Source organism: Williamsia sp., from assembly GCF_016462415.1.
Classification (GTDB): domain Bacteria; phylum Actinomycetota; class Actinomycetes; order Mycobacteriales; family Mycobacteriaceae; genus Williamsia_A.
Genome location: NZ_JAEMTF010000003.1, coordinates 1 through 24978, shown reverse-complemented (window position 1 = coordinate 24978; position 24978 = coordinate 1). Strand labels below are relative to the sequence as shown.

At 63.9% G+C, this 24978-nt stretch carries 20 protein-coding genes and 3 pseudogenes; 4 read left to right on the top strand and 19 right to left on the bottom strand.

Features of this window, described 5'->3' with window-relative positions; all coding sequences use genetic code 11:
- Positions 1–32: 32 nt before the first annotated feature.
- The 3 genes from JHC79_RS01285 to JHC79_RS01275 are packed head-to-tail and all read right to left on the bottom strand — an operon-like array spanning position 33 to position 3683.
- Positions 33–1613, bottom strand: coding sequence for an adenylate/guanylate cyclase domain-containing protein (locus JHC79_RS01285; RefSeq protein ID WP_296388062.1), 1581 nt, complete (start codon positions 1611–1613; stop codon positions 33–35).
- Positions 1614–1624: 11 nt separating this feature from the next.
- Positions 1625–2122, bottom strand: coding sequence for a PaaI family thioesterase (locus JHC79_RS01280; RefSeq protein WP_296388061.1), 498 nt, complete (start codon positions 2120–2122; stop codon positions 1625–1627).
- Positions 2115–3683 carry an MFS transporter gene (locus JHC79_RS01275; protein ID WP_296388060.1) on the bottom strand — a complete coding sequence of 523 codons (1569 nt, stop codon included), beginning with the start codon at positions 3681–3683 and terminating at the stop codon, positions 2115–2117. The genes JHC79_RS01280 and JHC79_RS01275 overlap by 8 nt, the downstream gene beginning before the upstream one ends.
- Positions 3684–3802: 119 nt before the next feature.
- Here JHC79_RS01275 and JHC79_RS01270 point away from each other — a divergent pair, with 119 nt between their 5' ends.
- Positions 3803–4420 carry a TetR/AcrR family transcriptional regulator gene (locus JHC79_RS01270; protein ID WP_296388059.1) on the top strand — a complete coding sequence of 206 codons (618 nt, stop codon included), beginning with the start codon at positions 3803–3805 and terminating at the stop codon, positions 4418–4420.
- 34 nt (positions 4421–4454) lie between these two features.
- On the opposite strand, the pseudogene JHC79_RS01265 reads toward JHC79_RS01270, so the two are convergent.
- From JHC79_RS01265 to JHC79_RS23785, 3 genes and pseudogenes are all read right to left on the bottom strand, one after another.
- A pseudogene (locus tag JHC79_RS01265) lies at positions 4455–7435 on the bottom strand (MMPL family transporter).
- Positions 7436–7648: 213 nt separating this feature from the next.
- Complete coding sequence (locus JHC79_RS01260; RefSeq protein ID WP_296388058.1) at positions 7649–7840, bottom strand: hypothetical protein; 192 nt, start codon at positions 7838–7840, stop codon at positions 7649–7651.
- A gap of 41 nt (positions 7841–7881) precedes the next feature.
- Positions 7882–8028, bottom strand: a pseudogene (locus JHC79_RS23785) (transposase); the annotation flags it as partial.
- A 430-nt stretch (positions 8029–8458) separates the two neighbouring features.
- Between JHC79_RS23785 and JHC79_RS23780 the strand changes: the two are divergent.
- A complete protein-coding gene (locus tag JHC79_RS23780) occupies positions 8459–8794 on the top strand; it encodes a relaxase domain-containing protein (protein WP_366782095.1) in 336 nt (111 codons plus the stop codon).
- Positions 8795–8964: 170 nt separating this feature from the next.
- On the opposite strand, the gene JHC79_RS01255 is transcribed toward JHC79_RS23780, so the two are convergent.
- The 3 genes from JHC79_RS01255 to JHC79_RS01245 all read right to left on the bottom strand — a co-directional run bounded on the left by JHC79_RS01255 (position 8965) and on the right by JHC79_RS01245 (position 10602).
- Positions 8965–9579 carry a hypothetical protein gene (locus JHC79_RS01255; RefSeq protein ID WP_296388057.1) on the bottom strand — a complete coding sequence of 205 codons (615 nt, stop codon included), beginning with the start codon at positions 9577–9579 and terminating at the stop codon, positions 8965–8967.
- 100 nt (positions 9580–9679) lie between these two features.
- Entirely contained in the window at positions 9680–10210 is a 531-nt protein-coding gene (locus tag JHC79_RS01250) for a hypothetical protein (RefSeq protein ID WP_296388056.1), read from the bottom strand.
- Positions 10211–10302: 92 nt separating this feature from the next.
- Positions 10303–10602, bottom strand: a complete 300-nt coding sequence (locus JHC79_RS01245; RefSeq protein WP_296388055.1) for a hypothetical protein — start codon at positions 10600–10602, stop codon at positions 10303–10305.
- Between the two features lie 568 nt (positions 10603–11170).
- Here JHC79_RS01245 and JHC79_RS01240 point away from each other — a divergent pair.
- Positions 11171–11404: a hypothetical protein gene (locus JHC79_RS01240; protein ID WP_296388054.1), complete on the top strand. Its 234-nt coding sequence runs from the start codon at positions 11171–11173 to the stop codon at positions 11402–11404.
- Between the two features lie 49 nt (positions 11405–11453).
- On the opposite strand, the gene JHC79_RS01235 is transcribed toward JHC79_RS01240, so the two are convergent.
- Positions 11454–11840, bottom strand: a complete 387-nt coding sequence (locus tag JHC79_RS01235; RefSeq protein ID WP_296388053.1) for a DUF5313 domain-containing protein — start codon at positions 11838–11840, stop codon at positions 11454–11456.
- 156 nt (positions 11841–11996) lie between these two features.
- Here JHC79_RS01235 and JHC79_RS01230 point away from each other — a divergent pair, with 156 nt between their 5' ends.
- Positions 11997–12293 (top strand): metalloregulator ArsR/SmtB family transcription factor, encoded by a 297-nt coding sequence (locus JHC79_RS01230; RefSeq protein ID WP_296388130.1) that lies wholly within the window; start codon positions 11997–11999, stop codon positions 12291–12293.
- Positions 12294–12397: 104 nt separating this feature from the next.
- Here JHC79_RS01230 and JHC79_RS01225 read toward each other — a convergent pair whose 3' ends face one another.
- The 9 genes and pseudogenes from JHC79_RS01225 to JHC79_RS01185 form a co-directional block, all read right to left on the bottom strand.
- Positions 12398–12523, bottom strand: coding sequence for a hypothetical protein (locus JHC79_RS01225; RefSeq protein WP_296388052.1), 126 nt, complete (start codon positions 12521–12523; stop codon positions 12398–12400).
- A 111-nt stretch (positions 12524–12634) separates the two neighbouring features.
- Complete coding sequence (locus JHC79_RS01220; protein ID WP_296388051.1) at positions 12635–14542, bottom strand: hypothetical protein; 1908 nt, start codon at positions 14540–14542, stop codon at positions 12635–12637.
- Positions 14539–15693 carry a VWA domain-containing protein gene (locus tag JHC79_RS01215; protein ID WP_296388050.1) on the bottom strand — a complete coding sequence of 385 codons (1155 nt, stop codon included), beginning with the start codon at positions 15691–15693 and terminating at the stop codon, positions 14539–14541. Before JHC79_RS01215 ends, JHC79_RS01220 begins: the two co-directional genes overlap by 4 nt.
- Positions 15690–17855 (bottom strand): DUF5682 family protein, encoded by a 2166-nt coding sequence (locus tag JHC79_RS01210; protein ID WP_296388049.1) that lies wholly within the window; start codon positions 17853–17855, stop codon positions 15690–15692. The genes JHC79_RS01215 and JHC79_RS01210 overlap by 4 nt, the downstream gene beginning before the upstream one ends.
- Positions 17852–18940: an AAA family ATPase gene (locus JHC79_RS01205; RefSeq protein ID WP_296388048.1), complete on the bottom strand. Its 1089-nt coding sequence runs from the start codon at positions 18938–18940 to the stop codon at positions 17852–17854. The genes JHC79_RS01210 and JHC79_RS01205 overlap by 4 nt, the downstream gene beginning before the upstream one ends.
- Positions 18937–22215 (bottom strand): DUF4132 domain-containing protein, encoded by a 3279-nt coding sequence (locus JHC79_RS01200; protein ID WP_296388047.1) that lies wholly within the window; start codon positions 22213–22215, stop codon positions 18937–18939. Before JHC79_RS01200 ends, JHC79_RS01205 begins: the two co-directional genes overlap by 4 nt.
- 194 nt (positions 22216–22409) lie before the next feature.
- Positions 22410–23351, bottom strand: a complete 942-nt coding sequence (locus tag JHC79_RS01195; RefSeq protein ID WP_296388046.1) for a GTP pyrophosphokinase family protein — start codon at positions 23349–23351, stop codon at positions 22410–22412.
- 197 nt (positions 23352–23548) lie between these two features.
- A complete protein-coding gene (locus JHC79_RS01190; RefSeq protein WP_296388045.1) occupies positions 23549–24481 on the bottom strand; it encodes an alpha/beta fold hydrolase in 933 nt (310 codons plus the stop codon).
- A pseudogene (locus JHC79_RS01185) lies at positions 24478–24801 on the bottom strand (acyl-CoA synthetase); the annotation flags it as partial. The gene JHC79_RS01190 and the pseudogene JHC79_RS01185, both read right to left, overlap by 4 nt.
- Between the last annotated feature and the right edge of the window lie 177 nt (positions 24802–24978).

The following is a 24978-nucleotide window of genomic DNA, read 5'->3' as shown; positions in this document are numbered from 1 at the left end:
GCTCAAGAGGCTAATTCACCCGTGATTGGTGGCTAGTTGGTGAGTAGCCACGTGGTGGTGGGGGTGTCGCGTCCTCGGAGGAGGATTTCTTTGTAGAGCGTCCAGTGGGCGGCTTCGGTTGGGTCTGCGGCCGCGATGGTTACATCGCTGGCGAGGGCGCTTGTGTCGAGATATTTTGCGAGTTCGGTGAGGCGGGCCGCTTCGTTGACGGCGTCGCCGATGACGGTGTATTCGAGTCGGTGTTCGGTTCCTACGTTGCCGGCGAATGCGGGGCCTTTGCCGATACCGATTCCGATGTGGAGTTCGCCGCGGGCGTTGGTGCGGTCTCGTATTTCGCGGGCTGCTCGAAGTGCTGCGGTTGCGTTGTTGGTGATTTCGGTGGGTGCCCCGAAGATGCAGAGTGCAGCGTCTCCCTCGAATTTGTTGACCAGGCCGCCAAAGTGATCGGTTGCGGTGACGATGTCGCTGAAGAGTCCGTTTAGTTTGGTGACAACGATGTGGGGTGTTTCGCGCAGGGCGAGGGCTGTGGAATCTCGTACGTCGACGAAAACAGCTGTGACGTTGTGTATTTCGCCGGAGAGTAGTTCGCCGGTTGCAAGGGCTCGTGTTGCGACGCCTAGTCCGACGTGGCGGTTGAGGATGTCGCGAAGCCGTTGTTGCTCGAGGAGGGCATCGGCGAGTTGGTTGACTGAGTTCTGCAGGACGCCGATTTCACTGCTGTCGTCGACGGTGACGTGGGTGGTGTGGTTTCCGTGGGCGATGGCGTCGACAGACCGGCGGAGTTGGCGCAGGGGGTGTGCCACGGCGCGGGAGAGTGCGAGTTCGGCGGCTGTACCGGCGACGAGTGCAGCGCCTGCCATGGCGGTTGCGGAGGCGATTCGGTCGGCTGCGGTAGCGCTGGGGGCGTTGAGAAGCACGATTGCTGCGGTCAGTGGCAGTGCGGTTGATAGTGCCCACACCAGGAGCAGGCGAGACGCGACGGAGATTTGAGGCGGTGAGTGCCCGGTGGGCATGTTTTGGACGGCGTGTGCCATGACGGGTCGCATCGCGCGCTCGACGAAGACGAAGGTGTATCCGATTGTGCCCAGTCCCCCGAGCCCGATGATGGCAGTTGTACTCAGGGCGTCGGGTTGCGCGAGTAGTGCAAAAGCGGGGATCGATACCGCGATACCCCCGATGGTCCACAGTGCGGCGATGATGGCGCAGATGGTTTGCGGTAGGCGCAGTGTGGCCCGGAGTTGGGGTTCGGTCAGCGGTGTGGGGCCACCGAGCCATCCCAGGGCGCGGTGTTGACAGACCACGATCGTGCACGTGCTTATTGGAAGCGCGCAGATCAGATATGCGATGACGATTGTGCCGAGTGTCCAGAATGGCGGGCCGAATCGGTGGGGGGCGTCGCCGATGATGATGAGTGCGAGCACTATTGCGGCGCCGCAGAGACTTGAGCTCGTTGCCAACGCCGCGAGTCCCCAACGGTTACGGGTGACGTTGTTGTTGATGACGTCGAGAATGTGGCGGGTCGGTGGTGGGCAGTAGTGGAGAGGGGCAGGTTGGTGTAGGGCGTGGCCGTGATGGGATGTGCGTCGCGAGTATTCGGGGCTTGATCCGCTCATGGTGCGGGCCTCTACATTTCGCGGGTGTGGGTGTCGATCGTGCTTAGTGTGTTGAGCAGCGCCTCAATGGCGGGGTTGCCGGGCCCGCCGTGGCGGATGAAGTGTTCGGCGGGCACCTCGATGAAGATGGCTGATGCTGTGAAACAGGTTGTTGAGGAATTGGTTCCGGTAGCAGCGACGTGTATTGTGCGACCGGATTCTTTGACGATGCGGGCGGTGATTCTGTGGGTTTGCCCGAGTGTGACGGGGGCTAGGTATTCCACGGTCAGTGATCGGGTTACGGCGGGGCGGCGGGCGATCCAGAGGGTGAAGCCGAATAGGTCGTCACACGCTGCGCTGACGGCTCCACCGTGAGCAAGGCCGGGTGCACCGACGTGGCGGCTGTCGAAGACGATGTCGGTGTACACCTCGTCATCGGTGAGATGCACTTGCATCTGTAGGCCGGCAGCATTGTTTGGCCCGCATCCCATGCAGTCGGGGGTGTGCGGTGGCAGTAGTCGATCACTCATGGGTGTGCACCGTGATGGTGGCTGCGGTGGGTGTCGCGAGCACGGGGTCAGCGATGGGCTTGGTGTGCCGTCTTGGTGCCCACGCGGCGATGATGACCGCGGAAACTGCGGTGATGGCCGCGAGAATCAGGGCGGCGTTGTGGGTGCCGTGGATGAACGCTGCGTTGGCGGCGTGGGCCAGTTGCACCCCTGCGGGCCCCGCGTGGTCGGCGACCTCGAGCGCGGCTGCCAGTGAGTTCGACACGGGTATTCGTGCTGCTGCGGGTATTTGGGAGAGGACTGGGTCGATTCGGTTGGCGTACCCGGCGGCGAGAACGCTGCCGGCGATCGCGATTCCGATCGCTGCGCCGATTTCGCGGGCGGCGTCGTTTACCGCCGCAGCGACGCCTTGCTTGTCAGATGGGGTGTTGACGACTATCGCCTCGGTCGACGGCGCGGTGCACAGCCCGATTCCAGCGCCCATCAAGATCATCACCACACAGACGTCGAGGTAGCCAGATGTGCTCTGCAAGCGGCTGATCAGGTAGAGCGACATCGCGATCACGAGGAGTCCGGATACGTTCATTGCCCGCAGCCCCACTCGTGAGGCTATTGAGGTGGCGAGCAGAGAGATCCCGACCAGCGGGATGGCTACCGGAGCAATGGCCCCGGCGGCCCCCAGTGCGCTGTATCCGAGGATCAACTGGAGGTACTGCACCAGCAGCAAAAACGCTCCGAAGGTGACCAGGAACTGCAAGACAATGGTCACTGTTGCGCTGCCAAACGCCCTGTTGGTGAACAGTGCGAGGTCGAGCATCGGATGAGTTGCTCGGTGCTCGACCCCGACGAACAGCACAGCCGTCAATGCTGCACCGATCAGAGCGATGAGCACCAGAGGATCGCTCCAGCCGCGGACAGGTCCTTCAATGAGGCCGACCACGAACAGGCCGATGGCGGTGGCAGCGGTGATTGCTCCTGTCGCATCGAACGCGACCCGCTGGCGGTCAATCGACTCCGGGATGGTCAACGCCGCAATGAGTAGCGCCACACCCGCGGCCGACAAACATACGAAAATCGCAGGCCACGAACAGTATTCGAGCAGTAGACCCGAGCCGAGGATCCCTGCAACAGCGCCTGATCCGGCTACTCCAGCCCAAATCCCCACAGCCGTACCGTGGCGGTCGGATGGAAACCCCGCTGTCAGTAGCGACAATGTCGACGGCATGACCAGCGCCGCGCCGATGCCGGCGACTACGCGGGCGCCGATCAACCAGCCGGTCTCGTGGACCACCGCCGGCACGATGGACGCGCCGGCGAAGATCGTCAAGCCGGCTATGAGTGCGGCCCGCCTACCGAACCGGTCGCCTAGGGCACCGGCCGGTAGCACCAGACATGCCAACGCGAGGGTGTATCCGTCGACGACCCATGTGAGCTCGGCCTGAGTGGCTCCGGTCGAGGTCGTGACGTCGGGTAGCGCGGTGTAGAGCGCGGACATGGATGCGATCACAACGGTGACCGACATACATGCCACGACCAGGGTCCACCGCTGTGATCCAGACAGACCCGAGTTGGCCTTCGACATCGCATCACCTTCGCGTCAACTACCGATAGTAGCGCTGCGCTACTATCGGTAGCGTAAGGGACTGGGAGGGTTCGCGCACCCAGCTTGGATCGATTGGGCAAGATAAGACGGTGGCCGAGATGACAACAGCGAGCGGCGTACCCGACGACGCGGCCGACCCGCGGTGGCTTCGTTCGAGAACACGACTGCTCGATGCCGCGTCAGGATTACTGGCGACTGGTGGAATCGAGGCTGTCACGATCGATGCGGTCACTCGTGTGTCGAAAGTTGCTCGCACGACGCTGTATCGGCATTTCGGCAGCAGTACGCACTTGTTGGCGGCGACGTTCGAGCGTTTGCTGCCCCATGTCGACCCTCCCGCTGGCGATGGATCGATTCGGGATCGGTTGATCGCCTTGCTCACCCAGCAGGCAACGTTGATCGAAGAGGCGCCTCTTCAGCTCACGACGATGGCGTGGCTGGCGTTGGGGCCGGGCCAGATCGATCCCGAACCTGCCGATCGGACCGTCCTCACGACGCTGCGCGAGAGAGTTGTAACCCAGTATCGGGAGCCGTTTGATGCGATTCTCGGGACCGAAGAGGCCCACCGGGAGATTGCCGACCTCGATGTTCGACTTGCCCTGACCCAGCTCGTCGGCCCGATCGTATTCGCGCGACTCACAGGCCTGACTGCTATCACCGCCGAGGATTGTGTTCGCATCGTCGATGACTTCCTCGCCGCGCACACCGCGCGCTGACTTGTGAACCGGTTGAGGCTGGGTGTGGCGGCTGTCAGGTCCGGCTTGTGCGGGGCCACCAGCTCGCTTCACCTGCCAGCGTTGCGATCGCGGGAACGGTGAGTGTTCGTACGACGAATGTATCGAGAAGCAGACCCGAACCGATAATGAAGCCGACCTGGATCATCGTGCCGATCGACCCGACCATCAGGCCGAACATGCTCGCGGCGAAGATCAGGCCGGCCGAAGTGATCACTGATCCGGTGTTGGCGATAGTCCTCATGACTCCGACGCGGATATTGGTGGTCGATTCTTCGCGTAGCCGCGAGATCAGCAGCATGTTGTAGTCGGCACCGACGGCAACCAGGATGATGAATGCCAGCAGGGGAACCGGCCATGCGATGTCGACCTCGAGTATGCCCTGGAAAAATACAACGCCGATGCCCAGCGACGCCGCGTAGTTGAGGATCACGGTCGCCAGCAGGTAGATCGGTGCGAGCACTGCGCGAAGAAGGGCGGCCAGTACCAGCCCGACTATCACGACAGTCGCGATGGCGAGCTGGAGGAAGTCGGTGACGAGGAGTCGTTGGATGTCAGCGTTGACCGCGGGGAAGCCAGCGACCGAGGCCCTGGTTCCGGCAAGGGTCGTGTTGGGCATCGCAGCATCAGCCACATCGACAACCTGGTTGGCCAGATGCATCGCCTGCGAGTTGTAGGGGTCGTAGACGGAGTCGATTGCAAACCTGGCAGTCTTACCGTCCTGTGAGATGAATTGGCGGGCAACATCGCTGAAGTTCTGGTCATCGAATGCGCTGGGTGGCAGATAGAAGCCCGACATGGAGTCCGATCCTTGGGTCTCCCGCGCTGTGGTCTGTAGCACCGTGGCGATCTTGCCCATGCCTGCGAGTAGGTCAAGGTTGCTGTCGACCAGTGTGTGCACACCGGTAGACAGAACGCCGGCACCGGCAGCCAACTGTGTGATGCCGCTCTGTAAGCGAGCAATTTCACCGGGGAGGTCAGTGCCGTGACCGGTGAGCGTTCCGAGTACCCCTTGGAGTTGGGTCACTGCATCTCGCACACCCGACAGGGTGGAGCTCAGCGACGCGCCACCGGAAAGATTCGAGAGGCCCGCGAGATCACCGATCCGGGTAAACAGCCCTGAATTGCGAAGTTGGACCAGGGTGGCCACTTGATCCCGCAGAGCTACACAGACCGGTACTGCTGCGCACAACGGGTTATTGGCTAAAAGCGCACTCAGTGGTTGAGCGGCACCGATCGCGGTCTCAGCTTGCTGTGCGAGCGGCCGCAACTTCGGCGCCGACGCCGACAACTGTTCAAGAGCCGGCGCGGCCGAGGCCAATTGGCTCAACAGCGGTTACTGAGAGATCTGTCGACCCGCGACCTCCGCTTGATTGAGAATGCCCGCCAATGGACCCAGCGCATCGTCCACGCCAGACTTGAGTTGTTGCAATCCGGCGGCCAGTCGATCGGCGCCATCGGCGAGTTCGCCGAGTTGACCACGTCGCGCATCCCCGTCGGAGACTGAGGTGGCCAACCTGTCGCCGATCTGGCCGTTCTGGAACGACAACTGCGCTTGATCGAGACGTTTCCCGGTCGGCCGGGTCACCCCGATCACTTTTGTTATCCCCGGGATCTGCCCGATTCGCGATGCCATCTGATCTAGATCAGCCAATCCGCGCGCTGTTCTCATGTCGGTTCGTGACTCGATCACCAGGAACTCGGTGATCACAAAGTCTTTGGGGAAGTGCCGATCAAGGAGCCGGTAGCCGAGGTTGCTGGCCGTCGTCTCAGGCTGCGCTTTGCGGTCGTCGTAGCTGATCCGCATGGTCAACGCCATCGCCGACAGTCCGATCAAGATCACAAGACTGGCCGCCAACAAGCGGCCTGGCCGGCGCACCACCATTACCGCCACCCGATTCCAATACGCCCGCGTGCGATCGGGCTTAGGATCACCGATCCCGCGGGCCGCGGCCAGCACCAGTACCGGCGAAGAAGCGTCACGGACGCGGCGAAACCGACGAAGACCGCGACGGCGCACGCGGGTCCAGAGGTGGAAAATACCCCGAGATGAGCGAATGCCATCGTCGAAAATGCCAACGCAACCGTGGCAGCTGACGCCAAAATTACCCGGCCAATAGTTCCGGTCGCACTGATGACAGCTTCCTCGGGAGATATACCGGCCCGTCGCTGCTCGTGATACCGGCTGATCAGGAACACGGAATAGTCGGTGCCAGCACCGAGAAGAATGACCGTCATGAACGCGATCGTGAACTGCGACACGGGCATTCCCAGCTCGCCCAACGCAGATAGGATTCCTCGGCCCACCGCCAGACTCAAGCCGATCACCAGCAACGGCAACAGTGCCGTGAACACCGATCGATAAACAATGAGCAGGATCAGTGCGATCAAGGCGACGGTCGCAGCGGAGATTATCAGCAGATCATGATCAGCGGTGACGATCTGATCACCCAAAGTTGCCGGTGGGCCGGTGACAAACGCTGTGACCGGAGATCCGGAGAACACGTCACTGACCATGGAACGGACTGCAGCAACCGATTCCGCGGTTCGAGGCCCACCTAATGTTCCCGCCACACCTACCGGCAGATACCACGCCTGGTGATCGGCGCTGACGGCCTGCCGGGCAGTGAGTGGATCAAGGAGGAGGTCCTGCACCAACTTCACGTTCGTGTGATCAGCCCGCAACCGCACGACCAACTCGTCATACCGAGTCTTCGCGTCCTGGGTGAGGCCACCGCGATTCTCCATCGCGATGATGACGGTGGTCTTCGACCCCTGCTCACCGAACGCGACGCCCATGCGCTCCAACGTCTGAAACGACGGCACATTCGATGGAATCGGATCCACCGATTGCTGCTTGACGACCGCTTCCAACTGGGGAAACACGACCGCGAGAACTACCGCTGCACCGAGCCAGACACCGATGACGACTGTCTTATGCGCAACCGCAAAATGCGCTACCCGCTCTAACCATGCCTTGTTGCGGGATCTAGCCACGCCTGACCTCGCAAGCACTGAAATGACCAAGCGTTGGCGCCAAGGGATCCACCACAACCTCCACGGAAGAGCTACTCGTAGTAGCGCTGCGCTACCACTAGTACCACACAGGGCAGGTCGATACGCGGAAACGAAAAGCCGGGCGCATCGGTCAACTGCTGTGCAGCTCGACCCCCGTACCGTCACAAGGGCCCCTTCGGGGTCCTCGCGGCGTCAGTGCACGAGATCGCCCGCCGGATTTTCGAGGCGCACCGGCGTAGTAGTGCCGTCTCGATGCACAGTTCGCCAGATCTGTTTGGTGATTTGACGTTTGAGGCATCGTTGGGCTTCGCGGCGGGTTTTGCCTTCGGTGATTTTGCGGCGGTAGTACTCAATTCCGGTGCCGAGGGGTGTCGCGATTGGCACACGGCAACGATATGGATGACGGCATTGAGTTTGCGGTCACCGCTGCGGGAGAGTCGGTGGCGGTTGTGGTCGCCGGAGGACACATCGATCGGAGCGGTGCCGACGTAGGAGGCGAACGCGGCCTCGCTGGCAAACCGGGTGGGGTTGCCGATACGAGCGACAAGCCGTGCGGAGCAGATCGGTCCCACCCCGGGGATTGTGGTGAGGGTGGATCCGCTGGCTTCGAGCGCTGCTGTGATGCGGTTGACGCCCCGCTTCCCTTCTGACTAACGAGGCTGGCGTTACGGCCGTCGAAGATTAAAGAATGAACGGTCCTGGGTCTGTTGGAGAAATTCGATGGGGCAGATGGGGCAGGTCCCATGGGGCAAAAATGGGGCGAAAATCTCGGACGGGGTGGTCTGAGACGTCTAACTCGTTGTCGCCGAACCAGTCTGACCTGGGGCTTCCAGTTTCACCTGATGTTGTGTCCATCTGAAAAGCGGAAGGTCGTCGGTTCGATCCCGACTCTGGCCACCAGTTTTGCCTGCTCTTCAATGCAACCCCAGTTCTCCATGGTGCCAATTTGGTGCCAAACATGGGTTGCGTCCGTGTTGATCATCGCCAAGATCAACGCGAACAGTGTCGAGTACTACGAATAGACAGTCACGCAGTCCCGCGGGCTTTCGTCTTGGGCCGCGACCCCAGATCTGCCAACGTGGCGGCGCTGCTCGAGGTCGGCGTCTCTCCGAGTCCTTGGGCGTCGAATGGACCGTGACTGAGGAGCAGTCGGGGATCGCCGACATCGCGGGTTTTGATCGAGATGTGATCGATGCGTGGTCGCGCCGCCGCACCGAAATGCATGAAAGGGCCGCACAACATCAGCCCGCGGTCAACGATCAGAGTGCTCCAACCAGTACATCGCTAGCGGTCGACCAAAGGGCAACGCGCACCGCGAAGAAGTCCCAGCCGCTATAAGTGACTCGGGCTGGTTGGCTGGCTGACGAACGCCCTCCCGCGATCGATATATTCGAGAATGGCAAGATCTTGCGCCGTCGAACGCCTCTTTCAGAAGGCGTCGATTCTCTAAGGCTTTACCCAGCAACAGTTTCGAGCCTCACTCCCCAGACGACGGTATCCTCTGCTGACTAGAAGACTTCGTTCTTGTACGGCATGCACAGCATGTCGTCGAGGCTCGGCCAGAAATCCACCATCTCGAAGTCCGCCTCGTACAGGAACGCTAGTTCGCCCGGCTGGAACTTGGGTGAGGTGACATAGTCGTGCTGTTCGGTGTCCCATGACAGCTCGTAGATGTCGCTCAGATCGATAACCTCGCCGTTGTATTCACCGACCTGAGTCTTGTCGGCCGCCACGCCTGCCTCCGCGAAACCAGTGCGTTCGTAGATCGAGATTTGTCGACTCGGGTGCGTGAGACCGCAGGTGTCGTACTCATTGATGCCTAGGCTCGGATGAGTCTCGCGAAGGAACCTCTGAAGCGCGATCGGCAGCTTGTCCCAGGTTCTTGGTTCGGATCCGAACAGGCGTGGATCGGTGCCGATCCAGGACGCGAATTCGTCGCCGTCTTTGGTCACGTACAGGAGGACGTCTTGCTCATCGTCGAGTCGGGCGGGAACAACATCAACCAGCTGGGATCGAAGCAACGCACCGAATCGTGGCAACGCGTCGACGAACTGTTGATTCCACCACGACAACGCGAACTCGATCCGCTCCGTCGCGGACGCGGATGTGCGATCGGCAGCCATGCCTGAGGAAGGGCACCGATCGCGTTCGGTTCGTCGTCGATCCAGGACACCTCGTTAAAGATCGCCGCCCCTACTTCATCCCGGTCGAACGTGTAGTCGATCACGGCGTCTCGCCGTTCAGACGCTTGATGAGATCGATGAGCTTCTGTCGGGTCTCCAGCTGGAACTTGATCTGCTGATCCATCCACGTGGGGTCAGCGCCGTCGACGCGGCCCGCGAGAGCGGAGTTCTTGCTCGCATCCGCCTGACCAGCAGCTGCGAGCCCGCGCGCGAGCTCTGCTTGGTGTCCGGCGGCAAGAGTCGCGGCGACCGGCGCGGCCTGCTCCGGTGTCAACCCGAGTTCGACATCCGGCGGGAACCCACCTGTTGCACCGGCCGGCGCCGACACCATCCCGGTGTCGGAGACGATGTAGCCCATCGCGGGCAACTCATCGGCTGCCCGGACCGCCAGCTCGCAGGCGTGGGCGAACGCCGGCCCCAGGGAGTTGAGCGCATCAGTGATCTGGAGAATTCCCATTCCCAGCCGGCTGCTGATCTTTTTCTCGGAATCGGCGGCGGCTTGAAACGCGTTGGCAGAGTTACCTTTCCAACTGTCCATCGTCGCGTCAACGTCTTGGATCAGCGAGTTCATTGCTTTGTCGAAACCATCGAGGGCAGGCGCGGCAGTGGTCAGTGTTGCGCTGTTCCTGCTCCAGGTTCGGACCTGTGCGAGTGATGGTGAACTCATGGGGCCAGGTTGAGCGTCGCCTTGATGTTGTGGGCGTAGGCGTCATCGGCGATGCCGATTGTGTCGGCCGCTTGCCGATTGGTCTGCGCGAGAGTGTCGATCCGTCCGGCGACCTCGCCCAGTGCCGCGGTGATCTTCTCGGTGGCGGCTGACAGTTGCGCGGCCACATCTGAGCCGGCAAGTCCGGCGAGTGGGGGAGCGAACACCGGTCCGACGTCGATAGCTCGTACGTCTCGTGCGCTCAGGTGCTGCTTGTCCGACAAACCTCGGATGGCATCTAGGTCAGCCTTCAGCATGTTGCCCATCGGTACCCCCTGTGTGTCCGTTTCCCGGAGAGGAAACCGAACCAACCGCACGATCGAACGGTAGTACTCGAGGCGTCCGGAAAGAAATCAGCACGCAGGCGGTCAGATCGCTGCGAGGCGGTCGATCAGACCCGAGTCTTCACATCGGATTATTTCTGCGACCAGCTGAAGTAGCCACTCTTCGGCGTGCTCGGCTGGCGCCTCGTACCGCATCCCCGCAACCTACGCGCGCGCAGGACCTGTCGGAGATGTTGGGCCTTCGACACCCGCTGACGGAGCTTTCGAGGCGAGCCGAACCGAGGGGAACTGCGAGCATTCCCGCGTCTGTCCGAGAAGGGTGACCGGGAGCCGCAGGTTAGCTAGAGAGAGTTTGCGGCTCCCGGTCGGTGCTAGCTAAGTCTGAAGACTCTAAAAGAGTCTAAAGGTCGGTGCCGTGGCGGGAGCATGTCGAATCCGTCCCACGCCAGTTTCGGGGTCAGTCCGCCGCTGCTGGTCGGCGTGAGTCCGTCCTCGAGGAGTTTGCGAGGCGCTCGCAGACGGGCCGGGCGCGTCGGCGCGCGTGACGCTTTACACCGGAGCCCGCGCCACCGGGAAGAGCGTCATGCTCAATGCGGTCGAAGACCTGGCTCGGCAGCAGGTGTCCGACATCGACAAATCGTTGTTGCTGGCCATGGCTCATGACGACGGGCCCTCGAAGATGGCCGACATCCAGCGCCGCCTCGACGTCGGCGTCGACTTCGCGCTCCCGTATCTCCGTGAGTATTTGCGCGACAACACAAAAGACAATCTCTGATCACCGTCGGCCGCGGCACTTCGTCGATCGTGATCGGCGCAGGAAAAGCCTACTTGCGCGGACCGTAGCGCTCGACATAGGCGCGGCGCTCGCCGGCATCGCGCAGCCGGGCCCGTGCATCGACCAGATCGGGATCCAAGCCGGACATCGTGAGGCGGTGGCGGCGCCACACCTTGTTCAACGCGACCGAGAAGTAGACGAACGGGATGAGGATGGGCAGCGTCATGCTGGCGTGGGCATAGGGCGTCGTGGGAATCAAAAGGAATGGCGCTACCAGCAGCACCGCCAGCACCGTGAAGCGCAGAACCGAGCGAAACGCCGCTCCTTTACCCGCGAGATCGTTGCTCACCCACTCACGCATTGCCGTGGGCAGCGTGTACCCGCCGTAGCAGTAAGCAACGAACTGCAGCGGGTTTGGATGCGTGCGGGCAGTCATGGGTCCTCCAGTGGATGTTTACTTGCTAAGATTAGCAAGTAAACATCCGATCAGACCTCGAGGAGACGGGGTTCACTCCGTTCGCATTCGATCGAATGCGAACCGCCCCGGGAAGAGATTGCGGCCGTGTCGAATTCCCAGCAACCGCTGTACCGGATGAAAGCCGAGTTCTTCAAGACCCTTGGTCACCCCGTGCGTATTCGTGTGCTCGAGCTTCTCAGCGAGCGGGAGCACGCGGTCTCGGAGATGCTCCCCGAGGTCGGGATCGAGCCCGCCAACCTGTCCCAGCAGTTGTCCATTCTTCGCCGGGCAGGATTGGTCACAGCGCGTCGCGAGGGTCTCTCGGTGTCCTATGCGCTCACGTCTCCCGCGGTCGCAGAGCTGTTGGCCACCGCGCGCACCATCCTCGCCGGAGTCGTCGCACAGCAGGCCGAGACGCTATCCGTTGATTGACGGGCTGATCCGCACCGACCGTCTCAGGCCTTGGTGAGCCGCCCCAGCCGGTAGCGGAGCATTTTGCTGTTCGATCCGCGCGGACCACATATCTGAACGGGCGGTCAGTAGCCGATGTCCACAGGATTGAGCGCCGCACCGACGATGAAGATCGCCGGAACAGCGATGGAGATCAGTATGACGACGATGTTGAACCATTCCTTGCGGGAGCGGGTGGCGCGTTTCATCATGTGGATCGCCCTCCAGTAGCTGCTCGAAACAACGCAGGCAGTTGCCGACCCAACGAACGGTACTGTCCGTCTTCGAGGCGATCCACCCGTCCCCGGACGATGCCGCGAGTCTCACCGGAACTCGGATAGAACGACCAAGCGAGTCGCGGCGGCGACCCAGGCATGTCGACGATCCTCGACCGGACCCGCCCGCAGGCTGTCCGCCACCGACCGCAGCGATTGCACGGTGTCGGTCATTCTCAACGCCGACGCCCGCTCGGAGAGGTCATCGACGACGTCCGCTGTCGACGGCGTCGGCTGCTCCAACCCGCGTTGCGCGAGTTCGCCCATCACATCGAGGGCGTCTCCGATCAGCGACACGATCGGATCACGTTGTGGAACAACGGCACTGGGAATGGTTCGGGACGGTGGGTCGGGCAACAGTTGCGGCACGATGATCGTGCCGTCGGTGACGAGCGCGTAGGGATCGACAACCAGCTCTCCGTCACGGAGTCGCACATGTCCGGACACGGCAGTGGTGTGATGACGGAGAGCATCGGCAACCGCGTCGAGAGCTCCCGCGCATTCGGGCCGGTATTCCGTCTCGATCATCGCGCGATCGCCTGAAGAATCGTGAATCCACGCCCGGAGCGTCTGATCACCGGGTGTGTAGTCGACGGCGCCCACGTGTGCGATCGCGACGATGACCACGGACTGCGCGACGGTCCGTTTTCTCGCGAAGCTCGGTGGCCGCTCGGCGAGTTGCCGACGCAGGTCAGCGAACTCGGTGATGTAGATGCGGTTGCCGAGTGTCGGCCACACGTCTGGATCGGGAGGAAGGGGTGCGAGACTCTTCGGACCGGTGCGGGAGAATCGGAGCCTCCCGCCGGCCAGGCGCACCGCGGACTCGGCGATCACGCTGCCCGATGCGATGAGATACCCCCTCGTCCCGGGACCATCGGAGCGCAGATTGCTCGACGCCTCACGTTTCCATACCGAGATCGTCTGTGCAGAGCGGTCGTACAGGAAGGTGTCGATCTCGGTGGACTCGGTGGTGCCGCCATGTCGGGCGCCGAGGCCGGTGAAGATGGTCCGTCGTATCGGTGTCTCGGGGGTTACGTCCACGCCTGACGCCTCCCGGCCGATCGGTGGTTCGGCCATCCCGGCGAGCGTTGCCCGGTTGTGCACCTCGACCATCAACTCGCACAGTCGACGACGACTGAATCGAGTGTGCCGCTGCGCCAATGCGTCGACCATGTCGAGCAGTTCCGCGGTCGCGTCGGTGATCCACGTTGCAGTACCGATTCGCAGTTTCACCAGCCCGCGCTCGAGTTCGGCGCGGAGAGATTCGGTGAGGTGTGCGGCCCCCGCGTCGAGTACCGAGGCCACCACACCGAGTGCGACTTCGTATTCCGCCTGTGTGCCGGACGCCGCCGGTCCGTCGCCGCCGAGATGAACGACGTCGTCGCCGGTGTGGTCGGCGTGCCGTGCAGCCCACACCGCGAGCACGATGGTGACAGCAGCCGCCTGTCGGGTGGCCGAACTGTGGGCATGATCCAGGTTCTCCGGCACCAGGAAGCGCACCGTGGCGTGGGGGAGGTCGACGCGGACCTCGGGGTGTCCCCGCGATCCGCGGTGAACCGTCGCGGTGTACCCCGTCGCCATGTGGTCGTGCGCCTTGCGCAGCGCAGTCCGGCCGAGTGTGTCGGCCAACTGCTCATCGGTGAATTCTCCCGGCGACCAATCATGGTGAGGCGCAGCATCTGGGACGCCGCTCTGATACGCCAGGACCAGCGCGATCCGGTGGCGGCACATGGTTGTCGCGCCGCAGGTACAGGATGATTCGCTCAGGGCTGAGCCGTTGGCCAACTCCACGGTCTGTCCGGTCTCGAAGACCGCGCGAATCCCCTTCTCGGTCTCCTCGACGCGGGGATGTGCATCGGCCATCTCGCGCATCGCGCGGTTCACGACTCCGCGATTGCTCAGCGCGACGAGAACCTCGATGTTCATCGACAGCAGGTCTTCTCGACGGGTCATCATCGAATGCAGTCCGCGACGAAGTCGGCGAGGCCGCCCGGCGTCATCGCGCCGACGTGCACCCCGATCCGGGTGAGCCTCATCCCGATGTCGCGGTCGTAATCGGGTTCGGCTGCATCGTCGAGCGATGCGAGGGCCAGCACCGTCACGCCGTCATCGGTCAACCGTTGAATACTGCGAACAAAGCGTGGCGGGTCGCTCTCGTAGAGGTCGGAGATGATCGCCACGATGCAGCGGCGGGAGTTGGTGATGAGGGTCGCCGCGTAATCGACGGCTCGCACGCCGTCGTTGCCGCCGCCGAGCTGAACACCCATCAGGAGCTCCACAGGGTCGAGTACCTCGGAGGTGAGGTCGACGACGTTGGTGTCATAGGCGATGAGATGTGTGCGAACGCCGGGCACGTTCCAGAAGCAGGCAGCGGTGATCGCCGAATGGATGACCGAGTTCACCATCGAGCCCGACTGATCCACCAGCAGTATCAGCTGCCACTGATCTGCGTGTCGCCGTGTCCGGGTGGTGAACAACGGTTTCTCGATCATCACCTGCCGCGTATCGGGCGAGAAATGGCGGAGGTTGGCGCGGATCGTGCCCGCGAGGTCGAAATTCCTTGATTGAGCGAAGAGGGTCCGACGCCGTGACCGAGTTCCGTGCAGCGCGTGTCGCATATCGACCGACAGTTTCTCCACGAGGTCTCTGACCACGACGGCGACCATCTCGCGGGCCATCGCCAGAACCTGCGGATCCATCAGATGCTTGGTCCGGATGACGGCGCGAAGCAGGGTGGCACTCGGCTCGTTACGGGCCAGGGCGTCGGGATCGGTGACGACGTCGGTGATCTCGTAGGTCTCGACGGCGTCTCGTTGGAGTCGCTCGACGGTCTCTTTCGGGAAGAGCCGGTGGATGTCGTCAAGCCAGGTGATCGCCGACACGGACGTGCCCTCTTCCCCGATCTGGGGCCGTTGCTTGCGTCCGTGAGGTCGAGGCATCAGTGGGGTCACCCGCGTTGCCGGTCGGATCCCACGGTCGGCCAGGTCTGGATCGTGGGAGTACAGCCAGTGCAGCGCTGCGTCCTGTTCGGCCACGCGACCCGACATCGGACCCAGGGACGGCGCCGACGGTTCGCCGAGGATCAACCGCCACCGGTCGTTGCTCATCGCAGACCGATCTGGGCGAGTACCGCGCTGACGCGGGCGTCGAGACCGGACGCGTCCGGTGTGGGGACCGGATGCACAGCCGCGCCGGCGGTATGGGGAGCGATGCGTTCGGCGATGATCTGACGCTCCCTCGGCGGAAAGTACTCGAACGCCTGACGCAGCGAGGGGAGCGCAACGGCGAAAGCATCATCGGTCAGGCTCGTGACCACCTCGTCGAGTTCGGCGAGGACGGATTGTCCGTGCTCGGTGGAGACGAACGTCTCCCGTGCCACGGTGAACAATCCGAGCAACCAGTCGCCGACGAGTCGATGGTCGATCGATCGCATGGCTCGGCGTGAGACATCGAACATTCCTGCCTGCCAACACGCTCCGAGGGCAGCGCCGCGCACATCGAACGGAATCACCGGATCGGTGGCCAGCGCCACCAGGTGGGGGAGCGGGTCGTCGAACAGGACGGACGACGCGAACGTCTGCGCGTCGCTGACCGCCTTGATGGCGGCCGGCCGGCCGGGCTCCGAAGACCCCGCGCCTCTCAGCGCCGATGCGAGTTCGAGAACTCGTGACGTCACCGCGCCGACGAGGCGTCCGAGGTGGATGTTGCCCTGCGTCCCGAAGATCCGATCGTGACGCCAGAGCTCCAGGACGGTCCCGAGTAGCCGACCGCCGGGCGCGAGGTCGGTCGGGTTGCCGGTACGGCCGACAGCGCTGTTCGCCGACGACGCGAACGGCCCGTGTATGCCGGTGAGGACCGCGTCGACCACCGCTGCCTCGATGTCGTCGAAGCCGACGGTGTCCACACACCGCCGCTCCACCACGGCGGTACAGGCGGCCTGCACCGTCGGACCGTATGCGGCCGACTCTGTTGCCGCGGCAATTCGGGGTTCCCGTAGATCGATTCGCCACGTCTCACCTGCCGCATGTATCGCATCAGCGTCGTCGGTCTGCTGCACCTCGAACCCGGGGATCCGCAGTACACGGAATCTGTGCAGGGCTCGACTGCGGGCGAGCTCCGACGGATCAGTCAGATCGAGGTCGACCGTGCCGGTGGTGAGTTCCAGGTCCCGGATGAGCTGTTCGACCTCGTGGATGAGGCCGGACATGGGGGTGTCCGGGTGCAGGCGCCCCACCACGTCGCCCTGAAAGATGCTGCAGCAGTCTGCGACGAGGGGATGGGCGGCGGCGCCGGCATCGGTGTCGCGATGCCAGGGAAGTTCCGCCGGGACACTCTCGTTGATCAGCGCACTCGCCGCAGCGTCGAGGAGGTCGACCCGGGCAGGATCGTGCCGTCCGCGGATGAGTGCCAGACCCTGTGCGACGACGCGGAGGTTGACGGCATCCGGCGTCGACACCCGATGCCCTCGCGTGCGCAGGTTCTCGACGAGGGTCGTGAGGGCGACTTCGGGTGCCTGTTCCGGGCCATGCGTCCAGAGCTGGTGGTACCACCATGGCGCCGGTGCCGACATTCGTGCGTACGAGAACGGCACCAGATACGAACTGGTCTCGCCGACGGCGTCGGGGACATCGGGCCATCGACCACCAGTGGCGCCGTCGGACGCCGCGTCGATGAGGCGAGCACGGTGTTCACCACGGCAGACGACCACGACCTGCCGATCGCCGGCCTCACCGACCGCGGCTCGCACGCTCGCGGCCATGAACAGTTCGCGGGGCGTCGGAGCACGGCCGTCGTCGATGAGATCGAAGAAGGTGTCGATGCGGCGGGCGAGCTCGTCGGTCGGTGTGGCCGCATCGTGTGACTCGACGAGGTGGTCCCACAGGCCCTGTGACGTGCCGATCCCGGATGCCCTCCTCAACGCGAGCTCGGATGCCGTGACGTCGGCGGTGTCCACGGCATCTGCGTGCCAGGCGGGTAGATCGATGAACCGCACGTGCGCCCCCATCGACACGGCCGCTCGAGCGGCGACGAGTTCGGGCGAATACGCGGTCAGCGGCAGCCACCACGCATGGGTGACGTCGACGTGGCGACGATGGCTGAACAGGGCGATCGGCAACTCATGGTCGAGAAGTAGTTCGTGAGCACGGGCATTCAGCTCGACGGGGAGCTGAATGAGGACGAAAGCCGGCGCGGAGGCGGCGATCACGGCGGAGACGACCGACGAGCACGACGGGCTGTGCGGGTGGAAGCCGACGATCGCTACGCTCATGCGTTGTGCGTCAACCGCTGTGCGGCCCGGAACCCGTCCCAGAGGTCTCCGCGGTATGTCGACTTCGTGGATTCGACATAGCGGCGCACGCGCGCGAGATCGTCGACGTTGTCCTTGGCCGCCGCTCCTGCGAGCGACTCGACTACATCGGAGACGCCACCCTTCTCACCCCGGAGGTACCAGGCGCGAACGCCGGCAGCGTGCGCGAGACTGACGGCCTCGGCTGTGCTCATCACGGCGGACACTTTGTCGACCGGCGCGCCGTCACGTGTGCGGCCCTGCCGGAGGTCTCGGAACAATGTCACCAGTAGTTCGATCAGGGCAGCGTCCTGGCCGATCTGCACCCCGGATGCCCTCAACAGGGCGTCCGACTCGGCGAGAACGAGGTCGAGCTCGGTGGCGAAATCGGCGATGGGGTGGACGGTCTCGAAGTTGAAGCGCCGCTTGAGCGCCGCGCTCATCTCGTTGACCCCACGATCCCGCGTGTTGGCGGTCGCGATGATGTTGAAACCCTCGCGGGCATACACCATCGAGTCGTCGGCCGGGAGTTCCGGAATCGCGAGTACCCGCTCCGACAACAACGACAGCAACGTGTCCTGCACCTCGAGTGGGCACCGGGTGATCTCCTCGAAGCGCACGAGGCGGCCCTCGGACATCCCCCGATGCATCGGAGCCGGTACGAGCGCTCGTGTCGAGGGGCCCTCGGCCACCAACAGCGCATAGTTCCACGAATATCGGATCTGGTCTTCGGTCGTGGCTGCGCCACCCTGGATGGTGAGGGTCGAATCACCGCTCACCGCGGCGGCGATCAGTTCCGACAGCAGGGATTTCGCTGTTCCCGGCTCACCCACGAGCATCAGTCCGCGCGTGGTCGCCAGGGTGACGAGGCATCGTTCGATCAACGCGCGGTTGCCGACGAACTTCGCGCTGATCTCTCGTGCGGGGTCCCCGACGATGAAAGCCCTCGCCGAGGTCAGGCTGAGCTGCCACCCCGGTGGTCGCGGGCCGGTGTCGTCGGCCCTGAGTCGGTCGAGTTCGTCGGCGTACCGCGTTTCCGCAGCGGGGCGTTGCTGCTTCGGTGTCACGACGCGAAGCCCGAGAGGTCGGCCAGCAGCTCCGACGCGGTCGCCACGTCCACCTCGTCGAGCCGTCCACCTCGCAGTTCGACGCCCACAAGTGTCTGGTCGGGGTATCCGTCGTAGGGGCTGCCGATCCCCATTCCCGGATCCAGGCGGAGCACCACCGATATCGATTCGTTCAGCTCGGTCCGCAGCGCCTGCCCCCAATGACCAGGGTTGTCCCACACCGGCTCCCATCCTCGGTACGTGAGACGAAGCGCCTGGCTCGGGCTGGCGGTGACCCCGGTGAAGCGCGCCAGGCCTTGTCCGTCCAGGTCGTCGTCGAGTGGACGGTGGACAGGGCGGGCCAGCTGCGGGAACGGCTGCATGATCTCGTAGTCGGCGAAGATCCCGGCCCACGCGCCGATGGTGTCCGGGATGTGGGCAGGGTGGACCAGCCCGATGCGGTCACCGACGACGTCGATCTCACGGTCATCGATGTCGGCGAAAGTCTTGTCCTCGGCGACACGGAACACCATCTCGACAGCGTTGGACTCGGAGTAGGTGGCCCACAGGAGTCGTTGGCACACCTGCCCGATGAGGGGGTGAGACAACAGGTGGTCGTCGAACTCCTGCCGGGTCCACCGGCGACCGATGACCATGGCGCGATTGAGTCGCCGGATCTGCTCGGTGGCAGCTGATTTCAATTCGCGCTTGAACGCGGCAAATCGTGCCTTCGCCTCGTCGGCGGCAACCGGGTCATCGTCTGCGCGCGGTTTCGGCAAACTCTTCGATCGCTTCCCCGCAGCGTCGGTCACGGACGGCGCCAACGATTCGTCGAGGCCCACGATGAACTGTCTCGAGCCATAGGTCAGTGTCATTGTGCCGGCGGCATCAAGCCCGAGGTCGGGGACGATGCGGTCTCCGAGTTGCTCCTGGTCGAGTCCGAGTCTGTCCGCCACGGTGGCGACCCGTTCGGCCGCTCCGGCTTTGACGGACTTGAACTTCATCCGTCGCGACATGTCGCTCAGCTCTGCCAGTGCGGCGGTGGTACCGATGGCCGCGAGCGCATCGAGACCCAGTTGGGCACGCGCGGTGCCGCTCTCGCCGGGCCAACGCCTGATGAGCGGGGCGAGCCGTCGCACCGTGGTGTCGTCACCGAGCCACCCCAGGGCGGGTATCACCCAGTTGTCCTTCGACGGGGCGCCTGCTCCCCACCACCGCTCGAAGACCTCCCACCCGAAGGCCGCCAACTCCTCTCGCGAACAGAGATCGGTGACCATCGACACCCCCGGGTACGGGTTGTCGGGTTTGCTGATCGCACACATTGTCAGCAGGTGCCCCACCGAATCGTCCGACAGCCGTGCTCGACGGTCCGTCGTGGGTATCGGAGGCAGCGTGGGTAGATCGAGCCAGTCGCCGATCTTGGGGATCCGCTTGGGCAGCACGTCGAGCGGATCCTGCAACAGGATGGCGCGCAGTGCGACAGCGGCTTCGCCTCCGTAGGTAGTGGTCGCGATTTCCTCGAGGCTCTCGACATCAACGTGGCGCGACATCTCCACCAGTGCCGCGCCGGCGTGATCACGTTCTGGTTGTGCGGATCCCAGAGCATCCGGGATGAGGAACGCCGTAGCGTCGTCGACGTTGCGCAGCAACCACGCGAGCGCGTCCTTGCGGAGATTCTTGCGCGTTGCGAATGCTGTCGCCTGTAGCCGTGCGACCTCCAGATCGACGAACGGGAGCAGGAACGGCGACGCCGCGTTCGGGCGGGACCTCGCCACCCGCAGGAAGAACGGAAGGGCCTCCAGGCCATAGCGCTGCACCACCCGCATGGGCGACTTGAGATTGCCGGTCCAACGGTCGAGAAGCGGACGGGCGAGCTCGTCTGGTGCGAGGAGGAACAGTGCCATCGCCTCGTAGTCGCCGACCTCGTCAGGACTGGTCCGCCGCGCGTAGCGCGAGTAGTCCGTCCAGTTGGTGTAGGAGAGGTCGTGGCGCGAGTTCGTCAGTTCCTCGAGCTCACCAGGAAGCCACTTCAGTTCGGTCCGATCGGGTGCACGGAGTCCGTCCACGACCGGCAGTGTCGACCCGCCACGCTTTCGGGTCCACGGGGGAGACGACAGCACCTCGGGCAGGTCGGTGGCGAGCGGCAGGTCGGTGAGCAGGGTGTCGATGCGCCTTTGGGCGAATGGATCCAGTTCGTCACGCATCTCACGCGCCAGAACTGGGTTCGCGCGGGTGTGGACGGCGAACAACGACGGGTGGTCGGGGAACAGGAGGCGGAACGCGCGGCGCGGGTAGCGGCGCAACGCTCGTAACACGTGTGGACGGACGCCTTTTCGGTCGGCGCGTCGAGCGAGCTCGGCGAATGCCGTGTCGGACGGTAGACGAAGGAGGAGGTCCAACGCCATCGAATGAGAACGGTCGACATCAGTCGGACCCATGTAGCCCGTTGTGTCCAGTACAGCGACCAGCGGCGTCACGATATCGGCACCCAGGCCGTCGAAAACAGCTGCGACCACCTCGGGTTCGTGGACCCAACGCAGATCCATCTGGTACGTGTTCAGCAGGGCCATAACCCGATCCACCGATGACGTCGACACCAGGAGCGGATCCCGAAATCCGTAGGGCATCTCATCGAGAGAATCGAGTGCTGCCGCCTCCCACCTCGGATCGTCGGGGAACAGGAACGCCGCGATCAAGGCCCTCATGTTCGTCGTGATCAACGGGATGACGCTCTCTGCTGCTGCGGTGTAGTCGTCGCTGTCAGCAACCGCCAGCAGGCTTCGCATCCGCATCATCACGTGCTTGAACGAACCCTGGAACTGGAAAACTCGGGGATCGAGGTCGCGGGTCAGATACGACTCCGACGTGTACTGCCGTCCATCGCTGCCACCGTGGGACATGTAACTCCAGGTCGTCACCCCCTTGGGCACCTTGACGTCCTCGACGGGGATCTGTCGGTGATCCTGTTTGAGCTCTGCTGCTTCCAGGATCACGGCGACCGCGAAGTCCAGACCGTGTCCGCTCACCCAGCCGTCCACCCACGGCTCTGCAGTGTCTCGATCGTCGCGCCCCCACCATCGGAGAAGGCGGTACAGCGCGGCCGCGCCCACCGCGCTGTGCTCGCCGGCGAGGTGCTTCCGCGCCACGAGGGTCAGTTCGTCGACGTCCTCGTCGTCGTAGAGCGCCCACCACTGCTGTGCAGACTCTTCGGCGACTTGCTGCGCAAGCACGTCGGCGGCATCCGGGGCGATCGGCCGGACGTCCGGAGCCATGCCGCCGCGACGCGGATAGACCATCGGCCGCCACGATGTCGGTGGCTCGAAAGTGTTCTCATCGGTGTCGTGAACAGCAGCGTCGGCCACGAAATCCCCTCCGTCGGTTGCCGCCAAACGGGCAATCTTCCGAAATGATAGCGGCGTAAACGAACGTTGTTTGTACGTTCGTCAGGTGGGTCAGAGACCTGAACGGGTCTGACTCGACACTGGGTCTCTCAGGCCTTGGTGAGCCGCCCCAGCCGGTAGCGGAGCTTTGGTTCACGATCCCGGTCCGACGCCAGGGTGGCCGTCCGCTCGATGTGGTCCTCGCCGAACCGGGCGAGCAGGAGATCGTCGACCAGTCGCACGTGTGTGGGTTCGAACTTGTAGTCCATCGCCGCGATGACGGCCTCCACGTCGGCTGCGGCGAGAAACGCATCGAGATCCTCGCGCACTGTTATGCCGTCCGCGGCCAGCAGCGTGACCAGCCATTCGTAGGCGTTGGCGCGCGCAGGATTGATGTCGGGCAATGCTGCGGTCAGCACCTCCTGCAGCGTGCAGATCTCGATCTCCTCGGTGGCGCGGGCGTGCGCCAGATCGCTCTTGTGTAGCGCGTCGACCTCGGCGAACTGCGCGTCGGCCAGTTCGATGAGGCCGGCGGCGAGCGTGAACGCCCGGTCGATCGGTGCCGACTGGCCGGCGCCCGAGCCTTTGTAGCGGATGCCGTGCTCGATCTCGGCCCACGCGTGCTGGAGCACGGTGCGGATCTGTACCTCGAAATCCAACTCGTCGTCGGCGCGGAGGATCAGGTGCGTACCGGCGTAGCCGAACGTGCCAGCGCTCTGCGTGACGGAGGTCTTGTCGACGCGCTGACGCACCTCGAACGCCGACGTCAAAGCCTGCTCGACGCGATCGATGTCCGACGTCAGGTACGTGATCACCCGGACACCCACGAGGTCGGTCACCTCGTGTAACGGGTCAGTGAAGAACGGGACCCCGAACTCGTCGAGTCGGGCGAACTTGCCCGCCGCGGAGTCGGGCTCCTTGGTGCGGGATTGAACTGCGTGAACCGCGATGTAGGACTCCGTGAGTCGTGTTGTCACCGACCGTTCCATCGCCCGGGTGACTTCCTGGAACCGGCTGAAATCACGAAGATAATGCTCGATTGCCGAAGTCATCGTCGCTCCCTTCCTGCGGTGGGTCCTGTGGCGACTGTGAACACTCTAGAAGGAGGGTCCAACAGCGACAGTGCGACACCTCGGACTCGACGCCGAGCTCCGCGGAGCGCGGCGAGGCGTGGCATCAGGCGTTGGGTTGGGGTGTTGAGTATTCGATCGTGCATCGATGGCGTGACCGGTGCGCGCAGCCCGACGGGCTAGCTGTCGGCGTCGTGCTCAGCCGTGGAGTCGAAGACCCAGCGTAGTGCTGTGTCGGTGATTCTCGCGTAGGCCCTCGGGTCCGAGACCGGGAGGTCGTGGTCCGCCTGGAGGTCGAAGCGTCGGCCGTGCAACAGGTTCGCGGTCTCCCGCTGGAGTTGCGGTGGGCAGACGCGATCGGCCGTCAGCACCACGACCGCGGTCGGGACGTGTGATCGCAGGTTCCGATGATCGGCACGCCGGACGGCGTCCCACACAGTCGCGTGCTGGACCCTCCCGGTCATCGCCAGCTGCCTGCGGATCCACGACCAACGCGCCGCGGCATCGACACTGGTGCGCCCGCTGGCGCGCCAATAGCGGGCCGGCAAAGCGCGAGTGGCCTCGTCGAGCCGCAGTCGGTGGACAGCGGCAACCGAGTGGAGGAACAGCCGCTCGCGAACCGCCACGCCGTATCGCATCGCCGCGGCCTGCACCACGAGCCCCGCGACGCGCTGCGGATGACGGTCGGCGAGAACCATGGCGGTGATACCGCCGAGCGAATACCCGCACACCACCGCCTGTTCGACACCGAGCTGATCGAGCACCGCGACGACGTCATCGGCGGCAGCGTCAAAGGTGAAGGTGTCGACGCGGATTCCCGCACCATGGTTCGGGAGGTCGAACACGATCGCCGGTCGGTCCGCTCCGAACAGTCCCGCCAGCGCGAAGAAGTTCACGTCCGCCACGAGCGTGATGCCATGCAGGAGCACGACGGGAACTGCAGTGGATGCCGCGACGCCTGGCGTGTGCCGGACGGTGAGGCGGCCGCGCTCGCCGAGGTCGACGATCGTCTCCTCGGTCCACGGAACCGACGGGGCCGGCAGCTGTGCCACGGCACGCGTCGGTCCGAACATCGCCACGACGGAGCGAAGGTCCGACCACAGCGCGGTCACGGTATGTCCCTGCCCGTGGTCGTCTCGTCGTTCAGGGGTCGCCGCAACACTTTTCCGGTCGCATGGCGCGGCAACTCGGGAACGAACACGACGTCGCGCGGCACCTTGTACCGCGCCGGGTTGTCTCTGACGTGGGCGCGAACAGCGTCCGCGTCGAGAATGCGGGGGTGATCGGTCAGGAGGGTCTCCACCTCGAGCGGATAGACGTTCTCCCGGCCTCCTACGATCATGTCGTCGTCGCGGCCGTCGACGAAGAACAGGCCCTCGGCGTCGACGTGTCCGACGTCGCCGGTCGACAGCGTGCCGTCGGCGATCTCCTTGGTGGCGTCAGGGGTTCGTCTCACATATCGCAGCCTATTACGGACAAAACCTGTCTGCATATAGGTTGCCCGCTCGTCTCGCCTCCACCCGGTCCGATCTGCCTCCGGGCTCAGGCCTTCTGGAGCAGATCGATGAGTGCGCTTGCCGCCTCAGCCGACGAATTCGGGTTCTGGCCG